At 38.7% G+C, this 13,516-nt stretch carries 9 protein-coding genes; 4 read left to right on the top strand and 5 right to left on the bottom strand.

Annotation, left to right across the window (positions count from 1 at the left end):
- Positions 1–348 precede the first annotated feature (348 nt).
- Positions 349–1,593, bottom strand: a complete 1,245-nt coding sequence (locus BWI92_RS22170) for an MFS transporter (RefSeq protein ID WP_095166911.1) — start codon at positions 1,591–1,593, stop codon at positions 349–351.
- Positions 1,594–1,987: 394 nt separating this feature from the next.
- Here BWI92_RS22170 and BWI92_RS22165 point away from each other — a divergent pair, with 394 nt between their 5' ends.
- The 3 genes from BWI92_RS22165 (at position 1,988) to BWI92_RS22155 (ending at position 5,016) form a co-directional block, all read left to right on the top strand.
- Positions 1,988–3,496, top strand: a complete 1,509-nt coding sequence (locus tag BWI92_RS22165; protein WP_095166910.1) for a S41 family peptidase — start codon at positions 1,988–1,990, stop codon at positions 3,494–3,496.
- A 311-nt stretch (positions 3,497–3,807) separates the two neighbouring features.
- Positions 3,808–4,371, top strand: coding sequence for an RNA polymerase sigma factor (locus BWI92_RS22160; protein ID WP_176464510.1), 564 nt, complete (start codon positions 3,808–3,810; stop codon positions 4,369–4,371).
- 171 nt (positions 4,372–4,542) lie between these two features.
- A complete protein-coding gene (locus BWI92_RS22155) occupies positions 4,543–5,016 on the top strand; it encodes a hypothetical protein (RefSeq protein WP_095166908.1) in 474 nt (157 codons plus the stop codon).
- A 226-nt stretch (positions 5,017–5,242) separates the two neighbouring features.
- On the opposite strand, the gene BWI92_RS22150 is transcribed toward BWI92_RS22155, so the two are convergent.
- On the bottom strand, positions 5,243–6,697 hold the full coding sequence (locus BWI92_RS22150) for a rubredoxin (RefSeq protein WP_095166907.1): 1,455 nt from the start codon (positions 6,695–6,697) through the stop codon (positions 5,243–5,245).
- A 341-nt stretch (positions 6,698–7,038) separates the two neighbouring features.
- Between BWI92_RS22150 and BWI92_RS22145 the strand changes: the two genes are divergently transcribed.
- Positions 7,039–7,440, top strand: coding sequence for a hypothetical protein (locus BWI92_RS22145; protein WP_141234883.1), 402 nt, complete (start codon positions 7,039–7,041; stop codon positions 7,438–7,440).
- Positions 7,441–7,645: 205 nt separating this feature from the next.
- Here BWI92_RS22145 and BWI92_RS22140 read toward each other — a convergent pair whose 3' ends face one another.
- From BWI92_RS22140 to ntrB, 3 genes are all read right to left on the bottom strand, one after another.
- On the bottom strand, positions 7,646–11,191 hold the full coding sequence (locus tag BWI92_RS22140; protein WP_095166905.1) for a nitrate reductase: 3,546 nt from the start codon (positions 11,189–11,191) through the stop codon (positions 7,646–7,648).
- Positions 11,192–11,509: 318 nt separating this feature from the next.
- Positions 11,510–12,367 (bottom strand): ABC transporter ATP-binding protein, encoded by an 858-nt coding sequence (locus BWI92_RS22135; RefSeq protein ID WP_095166969.1) that lies wholly within the window; start codon positions 12,365–12,367, stop codon positions 11,510–11,512.
- Positions 12,368–12,686: 319 nt separating this feature from the next.
- A complete protein-coding gene (gene ntrB, locus BWI92_RS22130; protein ID WP_095166904.1) occupies positions 12,687–13,475 on the bottom strand; it encodes a nitrate ABC transporter permease in 789 nt (262 codons plus the stop codon).
- Positions 13,476–13,516 lie beyond the last annotated feature (41 nt).

Below are 13,516 nucleotides of genomic sequence, written 5' to 3'. Positions count from 1 at the left end.
ATAAAAAGGATTGTTTAAATGATAGCTTTCGGCTCATGTTGAAGCGCGCTTACCTTGGCTAAATTTAAACTATTTTGTCTTAGAAATCATCAAAGTTGACAAAAATTAACTTCGCTATTTTTCTACCTATCTCTTTAGTCTCGGTAGTGAAAATATATTCCTTTGAGACTACAATTTGTTAGCTAAAATTGTTTCTTGTTCTTCCGAAATTCTTTCCAAAGATAGGGATAGTTTGGCAGAAAATGCAGTTGTTTTTTATCATGTTTTTTTGAAATTAAACATTCGTTTGGTTGTAACTATTTGATTTTTAAATATTTGAAACGAAAGTTTTAGCGATATTTTTTTTGACTATTCTGATTGAACGGATACTTGGTGAGTAGCATCAATTTTTAGCCAAAGTATAGATCCAAGTATCAATAAACCACCAATCATAAGTACAGGAAAGTAGTACCCGAAAGTCGTGGCAAGATATCCAAAAGATACAGTATTGATATAGGCTCCAATCAAGCCCGCCGAGTTCATCGCTCCCGATACAGTACCACTTTGTTTGCCTCCAATATCCATGGCTACAGCCCATGCCACTGGTGCGGTGACATCCATAGTGGCAAGCCCCAAAGACAAAAGTACAACGGCCAAAGTATCGTTTTGACTAAGAGACGCCGTAATGAGACAGATACCCGAAAGACTAAGCCCAATCATTGGGACAATGCGACGACCCCATTTTTTACCATATTTCTTGACCGTATAATCACTCAAAATCCCTCCTAGAAAACATCCTACCGCTCCCAAAATAAAAGGAGCAGAAGCTATAAACTTCATATTTTCTTCCGAAATACCACGTCCCTGCTGTAGATATTTGGGCATCCAGCTTTGGAAAAAATAAGCCCCCGCAGCATAACAGTAATACATCAAGAATAGAATCCAAAGGTTAGGATGGTTGAGTATTTTCCAGACTGATTGTTTGGGAGAGTGGTCGCTGAGTTGTCTATTTTCTAAGATAAAATTCAATTCTTCCTTCGAAATATCCTTAGCTTCAGAAGGCTCTTCTTTGTACCAGAAAATCCAAAAAATCACCCAAAGTAAACCAACTCCCCCGAGGATATAGAAGGACATCTGCCAGCCATATTTTTGTTGAATAGGAATGACTAAAATAGGAGTCAACCCTGCACCAATTCTTGACGCTGCCCAAATAAGTGCTTGCCCTTTTCCTCTTTCGAAGGCTGGTAACCACTTGCTCAAGGCTATCGAAATATTGGGATATGCCCCAGCTTCGCCAATACCAAATAAGAATCGTACTGCAAGAAGCATGACAAAACCTGTCGAAAAGCCTGTGAGTACTGTAAAAAATGACCACCACAATACTACTCGAATAAGAAGGCGTTTGGCGCCGAGTCGGTCGCCCAATAATCCTGTGGGAATTTCAAAAAGTCCATAGGCAAGGGTAAACATCCCCAATACCCAGCCCCATTGAACAGGACTTAGCCCCAAATCTTTTGAAATACGTTCGCCTGCTGTAGAGATAGCAATGCGGTCGAGAAAGGTAACAGTGGAAAGAATTGATAGTACGAGTAATACTTGATAACGTTTTTTCATCTATATGTTTGAAGTTTATTTCATAATTAATAGTAATGCAATTTACCGAAATCTCACCCAAATGAGAACCGAAAAACCAGATAAGTAAATGAATATGTACACAATGGGATAGCGTAATAAAAAAGAATATCGTTATTCTCAATGAAATATTCTCGATGCTAAGATGTAAAAGGTAAGGTATAAAAGAGGAGAAATCTACCCTAACAAACTGATTTTTTGTAGTTTGTTGAAAAAGTCAAGAGACTAATAAGCCACTTGCTAGATTTAGCGCTGGTCTATAGGCGAATTCAGTTGGTTTTTCTTCTATTTGGTAATATTATGAGTAATTTTGCCTTTTGTATTGCTGAGTATATAATTTTCTGTTTTTTTCTTAATTTTTTGTCCACGTCAGAGCATGAGGTTGTTATGTGTTGTTATACTGTCTGTTACGTTATTCTGTTGGTCACAGGATGTAAAAGGACAAGGGGCTGCTTCGCCTATCAACTATGAGCGAAAGTTCTCGAAGGTAGAGTTGAGAGCAGATTTTAGATATTTGAGAAGTATTTTAGAACAAGAGCATCCAGGGGTGAATTGGTACACTTCAAAAGAATCTATGAACATAGCTTTTGAAGATGCCTATAAAAAGATAGCTGATGAAATGACCGAAAAGGACTTTGGGCTATTGCTTAAGCCCTTGGTCGCTAAAATTCGTTGTGGACATACAGACTTGCGTTTTTCACCCGAAACTCGCAAATGGGAACGTGCTAAAAACCGTAGTTTCATACTTCCGCTTGGCTTTTTTATCCAAGGCGACCGCCTTTTTATTGCTCGCAATGATAGCAATGACCCTTCCTTAGTACTAGGTTCGGAGGTGTTGGAAATAGAAGGAAATACCGCAGGGAAAATTCTTCGTACATTAAGGAAATACCTACCTGCTGATGGCTACGGCGAAGCTTTTAAGGATGCTACACTAGAGGCTGGTTTTTTTGACGAATACTATTTGAGTGTTTTTGGAGGAAAAGAAAAATATCAATTTTCTATCAAAAATGCACAAGGAGAAGTAAAGCCACAAATACTGGAGTTTAAGCCAAGGGTTCCTACTGGTAATAGACCTCCTCGGTTATCTAAGGAGGACGAAACACAACGACGTTTGACTCGTTTGCGTGGCTTAAGTTTCCCGAAAGAAGTTGCCTCAACGGCCTTGTTGCGTATTTCTAGCTTTTCGTATGATGACTACGAGTCGTTTTTGATGACACATGAAAGATTTTTTCAAGAAATAGAACAAAACCACGCCGCAAACCTTATCATTGATTTACGCCAAAATTCAGGAGGAAACCATGAAATTGCCCTCGACCTGATGAAGTATTTGATGGATAGCACTTTTGTGTTAACCTCACATGCGGAGGCTCCTGTGATGATTCCATCTTTTATACTTAATAATGATGTTGAAGAACAAGATGCTAGTCGTGCTTTTTCAGAAAGAATCGTTAAAAAGTGTGGTGAAGGGACTTACTGCTTGAATGTCCCATCGGTTGGAAAACATAAGCCTTACGAACAATATCGTTTTAAAGGCAACTTATACATTTTGATTGGCGAACAAACTTTTTCGGCAGCATCGAGCTTTGTGGCAAGTTTGAAAGAACAGCGAAAAGCAACATTAGTCGGTCGTGAGACGGGTGGGGGCGAAGCTGGCTGTAATGGTGGTATCATTTCTACGGTGGTTTTACCTGCAACCAAACTGCGTTTACAATTTCCACATTTTAGAATTACAACAGCGGTCAAAGCTCCTAATATTGGTCGTGGAGTAATACCCAATGTCAATGTTGAATATACTATCCAAGAAAGACTCAATAAGGCTGATTTGGAATTAGAAAAAACCTACGAGCTCATCCGACGTGCCGAGATCAGCAAATTAGGGCATTGAGTTTTTGATTTGAAAATGAGAGAATGAGTGATTATGTTAAAATTTGTATTCTATCAGTAGTGACAAAATGCTTTGCGTCTTAAGCAGAGCCAAATGTAGCATAGGAGTATCAAAAAAGGCGTTCGAAATTAATTTTTCGAACGCCTTTTTTGATACTAAATTTCAGAATGACACTTTTTTAGACGCAAAGCAATGCGTCTCTACGAGTAAAATTCAATCACCTCATTACATCTCTTTTTTATTTTTTTGAAAAAAAGAGTAAATTCCTGTAACCTTTCTAAACCAACTTGCATCCTATTGTCGTGAAAACGTTGGAATCAGACATATCTATTATTGAAAGAATCTTGGCAGGCGATAAAGCTGGGTATCGGGATTTGGCAAATCGTCATAAGGATTATGCCTTTACGGTAGCCTACAAAATCGTGGGTACTCGAGAAGATGCCGAAGAGGTGGCTCAGGATGCCTTTATTCAGGCATTTCAGGCATTGCCACAGTTCAATAAAGAGTCTAAGTTTACGACATGGTTTTACAGAATTGTGTTTAATGCAGCATTGATGTTTAAACGCAAAAATCGCATACAAACCGACGACATTGAGGCTTCTCAGTCGGCACAAGCTGCTTCGGCAGATACTTCAGATGAAATAAAAAGTGCTGAACAGAAGAGATATATCCAAATGGCGCTCAATCATCTTTCGCCCGACGATGTAACTATGATTACCTTGTTTTATCTCAAAGAACAAAGTTTAGAGGAAATCGCCCAAATTGTTGGTATTAGTGCAGATACGGCAAAAGTTAAACTTTGTCGTGCTCGTAAGCGTTTGGCAGAAGAGATGAAACGACTATTGGGCAATGAGTTACATAGTTTGGTATATTAACTTGGCTTTGAGCAGTCGGCTAGGAGCTTAATGATAAAATAGGTAGAAAATACTTTGTTGAGACCGAAACTAAAGTTAATAATATGACTAGGTCTTGACCAACAATTCCACTTAGTGGGTGAATTTATTCACCTGAGACTAAAAAGTTTAAACAGCTTCAATTTCAATACAATGAATATCACAGACGAAGAAATATTTGACATCCTCGATGGCATCGCCTCTGAGGAGCTTTTGCAAAGGCATGAGCGTCTGTTGCAAGAGGACGAAGAATATCAATTGCTATTTAGAGAATATGCTACTACACATGCCCTGTTGGAGGATTTGCCGATGGAGAAAACTGCAGTGAATTTTACGGATAAACTAATAGATCAATGGGAGCTTGCTCAAGAGCCTGAAGTAATACTAAAACCTAAAAGCCATTTGCATCTATACTTCTTGGCAGTGATGTGTGCTTTGATTGTACTGGTGGTTGCTTTGAGTTCGGGAATGCCTTCGGTGCAGTCGGTAAAAGTACCTTTAGATTTTAGTGTACTTACTAATATGATACATCAAAAAGAGCTTATCAACTTTTTATTAATGACCAATGCTCTGCTTGCGGTATTTATTCTCGACAAAAAAGTATTTAAGCCTTATTTTAGAATGTGACGAAAGTATTAGTGCTGAATTGTGAGTTGTGAATTGTGAATGTAAATTTTAAATATCAATACTTTGCACGCTTTAGCCTAATGCCTACGGCTTATTCCATAAAGCGTAATAATTCAATCTTATTTTACATCATTATTTAAGTCTTGAACTAGGAACTTCAATTTTGTCCAGTAATCAGAGGCAACCTATTTTAGGCAAGGACAATTCACAACTCACAATTCATAACTCACAACTGATACGTTGTTTCTACTGTTTTTACCTCAAAGTTTTCCTTTTCTGAATCGCAAACAGGACAGCAATAGCTGGCTGGTAATTCCTCAAACTTCGTTCCTGCCTTTATTCCTTGCTGTGAATCGCCCAATTTTTCGTCATAAATGGTCATACATACTTTGCATTGATGCACTTGATGCGTATTTGTGGGGTTCGCTTGAGGTTGTGCAGGCTTTTCTGTGATTGAAGCGGTACTTCTATGATAGTATCGTTTGGTGAGTCGTTGGAGGATTTCGGCAATATGTGCTTTATGAAGTCCTTTTTCAAATAAAACCAATTGACGAGTATTTGGATTAAAATCTACCGTGTGATACACATCATATACCTGCGTTAATCCTGCGAGTATTTTTCGCTTTTTGATTACAACCGAACCAAATACCTCTGACTTTGAACGAGTCTGAATAGCAAAACACAAACCAAACGTACGAATATCCTCTTGGTCAAATTCACGGATAATCGTGTTTTTGAGTGCTAATCCTTCTTGACAGTGATCTTCTACTTGCCAATTGAGCTCGTTGGCTGCATGACGCACGTTGATACCATATTTTCCTAAGAGTTTGTCCCACAATACCCTATCTTCGTTTTCGATACCTTTAATAATGAGCGATTTCCAAGGGGTTGTACAAATCTGTCCGACTTTGGTATCTAAACAAATTTTACAAACATCTAATAAAAAAGCCACCTCAAAAGTCTCGTGACGACGGTAGATTCCCAACCAAGTTTTGTTGCCATAACGATTGAAACCTTCGTAATAAGGCAACATGAATTGCGGTAGAACCAAATCTTCTTGTACTAGCTGTGAAATGATTTCGCCTTGGGCAATCATTTTTTCATAAATTTCCTCTTCCGATAAATCAGTTCCTGATAATAGAATACCCTCTAATCGTTTTGAAACTTTGGAGATTTCAAGTGTATAAATCAACAAGGGAAATCTAAAAATAGTATTGGATTGCTTTTGACGAATATATAAATACCAGAAATTGGGAATCGAAGATGCAATGAAGTTTAAGTTGCCCGTAAAAAAGGGCGTGAATGACTGTTGATAGTCTGATATATTGATTTTGAGTTGAGGTTGAAAATCAAAACCATCTAGTAAGTCACGATAAATGCCTTCCGATAGCCATTGTCCCGTTTGGAATACCTCTTGGGCACAATAAGACGAAATAATGTTAGGATATTGGTGGGTATCAATTTCAAAATCAATGTGCATTGCTTCAAGGCTTTCGCGTAGGCTAGGCAAGCCCGAACCACGCTGAGTATCAGCCTTTACCCACATTAATAATTGCTGACGAGCACCGATACTTACTTCTTTAACACCTGCTTTGTGTGCCATCAAAAGAATTCCTTCGAGCATCCCTGGCGAAGCAATGCCACCAGTCAGATTTATTTTAACTAAAGAGTAGTCTCGCATGATTTTAGTAATTTATACTTAACAATTTGATAATCAACTCCATATCACTTTTCCAATATAAAGTATAATTGCAATTCGGAAAATGTAACTTTTTTAAGAAATATAATTTTATTTAGAAGAACTTTCTTGATTTTGTTCAAATTTTTTACCCTAATCCATTGCTATTCGGAAATAAGATTATAACTTTAAATCGTCAAACAAATGACACAAGTACAGTTTCTTAGTTTTAGACAGTCCAAAACAGGATAGCATTTAAGAAATTTTCTCAAAAATGAACCTTTTTTAGTAGATATGACTTTTCTAAGAAATTTGATGTTTCACTCTCATAAATAATGAATACCATGAAAAACAACAATGTAATCAAAGCTATGTTCGTAGCAGCTGCTATGACTTGTTTGTCAAACGTAAGTGCAATCGCTAACTCAAATGATGAAGAAGCATTTGTAAAGTCTAAAATCGCTCCAGTTACTAACAGCCTTAGCTTCAACGTTTGGGTAGAAAAACCAAACAACAAAAAAGTTACTGTAGTAGTAGTTGACAAAGACAACAACGAAGTACACCGTGAGTACGTTGACGCTAAATCAGGTAAATTTGCAAAAACTTTTGATTTCTCTAACTTGAGCGATGGTAAATACACTATCCAAGTTCTTAGCTCAAACATCGACGTTATCGACGCTAAAACTTTCGAAATCAAAACTAACTTTGTTACTACTCGTGATTTAGTAGTGGCTCGTCAGAAATAATTAATGACGACCTATGACGATGACATGTTTTAACCTCAGGAATATAGGTTCTTTGGAATTGAATTACTGGAATTTAGAAGCTCGTTTCTAATTCCAGTAATTTGATTCCGGAGCCTAAAAGGTTAAAAATCATCTTTTCCAGTACACTTCAGAAAAACCATCCTTTCTCGTTTTTCCTTTTCTATTCCAACCTTCTTTCTGGTAACTATTTCTCCGCTAAAGCATCTTCTTTTTTGCTTAGCGATTCTAATATTGCTTTTACTTCTGGTCTACAACTTCCACAGCCTGTTCCAGCGCCTGTTTGAGTACACAATTGTGTAAAATCTGTACAACCTCCAGCAATCGCATTTTTGAGGTTGCCTTCTCCCACATTGTTACACGAGCATACCAATTTACCCATCACAGGATCAGCTTTTTTGCCCGAACGCAACAATTCCATGCGTTTGTCGGAAAGCTCAATTTTATTCCCAATCAAATCTTTGAATTCTAAAAATTCAGATTTATCGCCAATCAAAATAGCGCCTACCAATTTGTCGCGGTGAACAATACATTTTTTATAATAGCGTTTGGCTTTATCGATAAAGATAATCTCCTCATATTCAGGATTATTCGTAGGAGAATCAATCATTCCTAATGAACATAATTGTACTCCTTGGATTTTCATGATATTCATCGAAAGCGAACCTTGATAATAACTTGCCCAGTCGCCAGCAATATATTTGGCAATAATTTCGGCTTGGTGCTCGGCAGCAGCCGTAATACCCCACATTTCGCCACGCCATTGTGCCATTTCGCCTGCGGCAAAAATAGAAGGATCAGACGTTTGTAAATAATCATTGACCACCACTCCACGTTTTACTTCCAAGCCTGCAGCTTTGGCAATTTCGGTATTGGGCGTAGTCCCAATGGCAAATACAGCAACTTGTGCATCGATTCGTCGTCCCGATTTAAGACGAACACCTTCCAATTGGTCTGTTCCATAAATAGACGAAACCTCATCATTATAAAATACTTCAATGCCCAAATCTACGATTTCGTGATGGAGCATTTCTGAACCAAGCTTGTCGAGTTGACGGTCCATAAAACGACCACTTCGCTGAATTACAGTGACTTCTATATTCATTTCTCGAAGAGAAGCTGCTAATTCTAAGCCCAATAAACCACCTCCTACAATCACTGCATGAGGATTAGGTTGTTGTAAAAAAGGCATGAGACTATCGGCATCGATACGAGAACGCATATTGAAAATGCCAGGAATCTTAGGAACGCTCGGAGGCATAAAGGCTCGTGAACCCATCCCCAGCATTAATCGGTCGTAGGTGTGTTCTTGACCCAAAGAATCAGTTAAAACTTTGTTGGCACGGTCAATATGCACAATTTCTACGCCTTTATGTACGTGGATATTTGCCTCCGCAAATTGGTCTTCACGAAGCTTGACCAACTGTTCCCAATTTTGTGCTCCTGAGATATAATCAGGGAGCATGACTCTATTATAAAAAGGATAGATTTCTTTTGAAAAAACATGAATCTCATCTTGTTGATTGAGTTCACGATAGGCTTTGATAAAGCCTAAGCCAGCAGAGCCAGCTCCAATAATCACAATTTTTTCGACAGGTTTTTGATAAGCTAAAACCTGTACCGCCGAATACTTAAAATCAGGCTCTTTTGAACGTGGGTCAACTAAGGTATTGGTCAGGTTGTTGGTACGACCAAAAGTTTTTTCTTGAATTTTACCAAAGTGCATCGGCATAAAACATACGCCCTGTTTGATGTCGGTCGTAATTTTTGCTTTAATGCGAGCCTCTCCACGAATGGTTTTTACCTCTACAATTTGATTTTCGGTGATACCTCTTTCGGCAGCATCCTTTGGATGTATTTCGATAAAAGGCTGTGAAATATGTTGATTTAGTTTATTCACCTTACCCGTTTTGGTCATGGTATGCCATTGGTCACGAATACGACCTGTGGTAAGGATTAGGGGAAATTCTTTACTCAAAGCCTCAGACTGATTTTGGTCTGGGACAGCATGAATTTTGGCACGGCGATTAGCGGTATAAAATTGGTTATCCGTAAAAAGTCGTTTAGTGCCCACATAATCAGGGTCTTGAATAGCCTTTTCTTGTGGAAAAGGCCACTGAACAGAGCGTTTTTGTTGTAAAACTTCATAACTCAAACCCGAAATGTCAATGTTGGTTCCGATAGTTGAGCGACAATGTTCGGCATAAACTTCGGCTGTATTTTGGTAATCAAAAGCCTTTTCGAAACCCATTTTTTGCGCAAACTCAACAATGATTTGAGTATCGTCTTTGGCTTCGCCAGGGGCGTTAATTAATTTGGGTAAAAAGGTAATACGGCGTTCGGAGTTTGTAAAAACGGAGTTTTTTTCAGCCCAAGATGCCGCAGGCAATACGACATCGGCATATTTGACAGTATCCGAACGGTTCGAGATATCTTGTACTACGACATATTTAGCGTTTTGTAAACCTTTTTCAACAGCGTTGATATTGGGCAAGCTTACCATCGGGTTGGTACATACAATCCAGATAGCTTTCATGCGACCATCCGCCAAGGCCTCAAACATTTCGGTAGCGGTAAAACCTGGCTTATCAGAGATTTTGGTCCCACCCCAAAAAGCTTGAACTTCTTCTCTATGGGCTGGATTGAGCAAATCTCTATGCGCTGGTAGCATATTAGCCAAACCACCTACTTCGCGTCCGCCCATGGCATTGGGCTGTCCTGTAAGCGAAAATGGACCATTTCCCTCTTTTCCGATTTTACCCGTAATCAAATGCAAATCAATGAGAGATAGGTTTTTGTTTACACCAATAACCGACTGATTGAGTCCCATTGTCCACATCGACAAAAAGCCTTTGGCTTCATGAATATAGCGAGCAGCTAAATAAATTTCTTCGGAAGATATACCACAAATTTCGGCTGCCTCTGGTATACTTCTCTGCATAACTTGGTCTTTGTAAGCTTCAAAGCCATCTGCATGAGATAGAATAAAATCTGTATCAATCCAGTCGTTTTCAATCAAAGCCCTTCCTATGGCATTGGTAAGTGTCACATCGGAGCCTGGCGTAATTTGCAAGTGCAAATCAGCTTGTGAGGCTGTTTGGGTACGACGTGGATCTACCACAATTATTTTGACATTAGGATTGGCTTGCTTGTGTGCTTCGACTCTTCGCCAGATAATAGGGTGCGCCCAAGCTGGGTTGGCGCCTGTTACTAAAAAAGTGTCAGCTAATTCTATGTCATCATAACAAACAGGTACAGAGTCTTCGCCGAGGGTAAGTTTGTAACCTACTACAGCCGACGACATACACAAGCGGGAGTTGGTATCGATATTATTAGAACCAATAAAACCTTTGATGAGCTTATTGATTACATAGTATTCTTCAGTAGAGCATTGTCCTGAAACGTAGAATCCGACTGAATCTGGGCCATATTTTTTGATAATAGCTTTAAAAACAGCCGCTGTACGGTCTAGTGCTTGGTCCCACGATACACGTTGTAGCGGCATATCACGGTTGTAGCGCATGGTCGGGTACAGCAAACGGTCGGAAGTATCCATTACTGTATAATGAAGATTCATCCCTTTTGAACAAAGCATACCTTTACTTGAAGGATGTGACTTATCACCTTCAAGGGTCAGCTTTCCTTTTCCGTGGTCGGTCAGTACTACACCGCATCCCACACCGCAGTAAGAGCAGGTAGATTTTATTTGTTTCTTATTGGACGGAATACTCATATACAAAGTGTTTTATTTTGTTTCAAAAGTGTTTCATCATGAATTTTCCGCAAAGATGGCATGGTTTATGTTTAAGGTTTTGATGATTATTCCTTCAATAATCACCCTACTTTTGCATACATTGATATGAGGATTGCGGAATTCATAAATTCTTGAAACCCTAATTCGGTATGAACATCGGCCGCTACTGATGTCATTGGTTTTTGACACCGCTATGTTGGAAACTATCAGCTCGATTAGACCAGTTTGAGACTTTTCATATCAATGAAAAGTAAGAGTCTTGCCCGAAATCATTTATTTCGGGCTTTTTTATACCTATTAGTCTTCAATAGAAAACTTATCAAACAACAATCCTAATAGTTCATCATGAATTCGGATGTATTCAGGGTCGTGAGCAATTGCTTTTTTATTACGCGGTCTTTCTAGATTTACCTCTACAATCTTTTTGATAGTAGCCGCTGGCCCGTTATTCATTACCACTACTTTATCAGATAAGAAAATCGCTTCTTCTATGTCATGAGTTACCATCACGATAGTTTTGTTACGATTATCTAGGTTCCATAATTTCAATAACTCGATGTGCATCGAACCTTTGGTGAGTGCATCCAATGCTCCGAATGGTTCGTCCAATAACAAAATGCTTGGATTGATGGCAAATGCACGCGCAATAGCTACTCGTTGTTTCATCCCACCCGACAACTGACTTGGCAATTTGTCTTTGTGTGAGGTAAGGTTTACCATTTCGATGTAATGGTTGACAATGGCGTGTTTTTCGTCGGTAGATTTATCCTTAAAAACTGAATCAACCGCGACAAAGATGTTTTTGTACACCGACATCCAAGGTAACAATGAATAATTTTGGAATACGATACCACGATCGGGGCCTGGTCCTTTTACTACTTTATCGTTGGCGATTACCTCTCCTGAAGTAGGTAATACCATTCCCGAAATAGTATTCATCAAGGTAGATTTTCCACAACCAGAGTGACCGATTAGGGAAATAATTTCACCTCTTTTGATGTCGAGAGAGATATCTTTTACAGCCGTAAACTTTCCTTTGGGTGTTGAGAAAGATACTTCAACGTTGTTGATACTGATAGCCGTTTCACGACTATTAATTTTATGGAAATCATTGGCCGAATCGACCAAATTGAGTGATTTATCGCTAGTATTCATTTGTAGCAAAGGTTTTAGATAAGTAGTAGGAAAGATTAAATTAATAGTACATCTGAGGTGAAATTTTACCATAATATTTTGATTATGAATACCTTCAAATAACCAATGTACTTTTAACTAATAGCGTTTTCCTACTTAAGTAATCGAGCAGAAAAATATTTAAGTTATGTGTTTAGGGACAAGGCAACAGGCACAAGGCACAGAGTGTTAAAATGTTTTTATTAACCACAGCTATGCTTTTTTCCAAAGCCCACCGCCGAAAGCTGATAGCTGAATGCTTTAGGCACAAAAATTAAATTCTATTTTGCCCACTAACTTATTACTTTTGGTTGTAAGAAAAAGCATTTTGTAAGGCATTGAAGCCTTTATCCAACAAAAGTCCTACGGTACCGATAATCAAAATCGCTACGAGGATACGCTCTAATGAAAGGGCATTCCAACTATCCCAAACAAAGAACCCAATACCAACACCACCCGAAAGCATTTCGCCTGCTACGATTACCATCCACGCTACGCCAATCGAAAGACGCAAACCTGTAATAATATGTGGAATAGAATAAGGCAACATGATTTTGGTAATATATTTCCACGTAGAAAAACCAAAAGCCTTGCCTACATTCTTATGGTCATCAGGAATACTTGCTACGCCAAAAGCTGTGTTGATAAGTGTTGGCCATAATGAAGTAATCATGATGATAAAAATAGTAGCTCCTTCTGCGGCTTTGAAAGCCAATAAGCCCAATGGAAACCAAGCCAAAGGCGATACTGGGCGCAAAATCTGCACAATAGGGTTGAGGAGTTTCATCCCAGTTTTAGAAGAACCCATCAACAAACCAAGGGGAATAGCGACGATACTTCCAGCGCCAAAACCACTGAAAACGCGAATTAATGAACTAACCAATTGGTTGCCGATACCTTTATCGTTGGGGCCACGGTCGTAAAATGGTTCACTCATAAGTTCCATAAATACCTGCCATGTGGCTACAGGTCCAGGGATTTCGTTTTTAGTTAAAATTGTTACCAACTGCCACAAGCCAATCAGCACCAACATACTTCCGATAAAGTAAAGCGTATTACTAATCGAATTTTTGAGAGAAAATGAATTCATGATATGGTATGTTTGGGTACTTCCTTGCTTGTCACAAGGAA

Origin of the sequence: Flectobacillus sp. BAB-3569 (assembly GCF_002270355.1) — a bacterium.
GTDB classification, from domain to species: domain Bacteria; phylum Bacteroidota; class Bacteroidia; order Cytophagales; family Spirosomataceae; genus Flectobacillus; species Flectobacillus roseus.
The sequence above is the reverse complement of the archived record's forward strand: the minus strand, read 5'-3'. Positions and strand labels throughout refer to the sequence as shown.

Bases quoted from the DNA above. Each gene is read 5' to 3' on its own strand.
- BWI92_RS22170 (WP_095166911.1), bottom strand. From the start codon at position 1,593: ATGAAAAAACGTTATCAAGTATTACTCGTACTATCAATTCTTTCCACT.
- BWI92_RS22165 (WP_095166910.1), top strand. From the start codon at position 1,988: ATGAGGTTGTTATGTGTTGTTATACTGTCTGTTACGTTATTCTGTTGG.
- BWI92_RS22155 (WP_095166908.1), top strand. From the start codon at position 4,543: ATGAATATCACAGACGAAGAAATATTTGACATCCTCGATGGCATCGCC.
- BWI92_RS22150 (WP_095166907.1), bottom strand. From the start codon at position 6,697: ATGCGAGACTACTCTTTAGTTAAAATAAATCTGACTGGTGGCATTGCT.
- BWI92_RS22145 (WP_141234883.1), top strand. From the start codon at position 7,039: ATGAAAAACAACAATGTAATCAAAGCTATGTTCGTAGCAGCTGCTATG.
- BWI92_RS22140 (WP_095166905.1), bottom strand. From the start codon at position 11,191: ATGAGTATTCCGTCCAATAAGAAACAAATAAAATCTACCTGCTCTTAC.
- BWI92_RS22135 (WP_095166969.1), bottom strand. From the start codon at position 12,367: ATGAATACTAGCGATAAATCACTCAATTTGGTCGATTCGGCCAATGAT.
- ntrB (WP_095166904.1), bottom strand. From the start codon at position 13,475: ATGAATTCATTTTCTCTCAAAAATTCGATTAGTAATACGCTTTACTTT.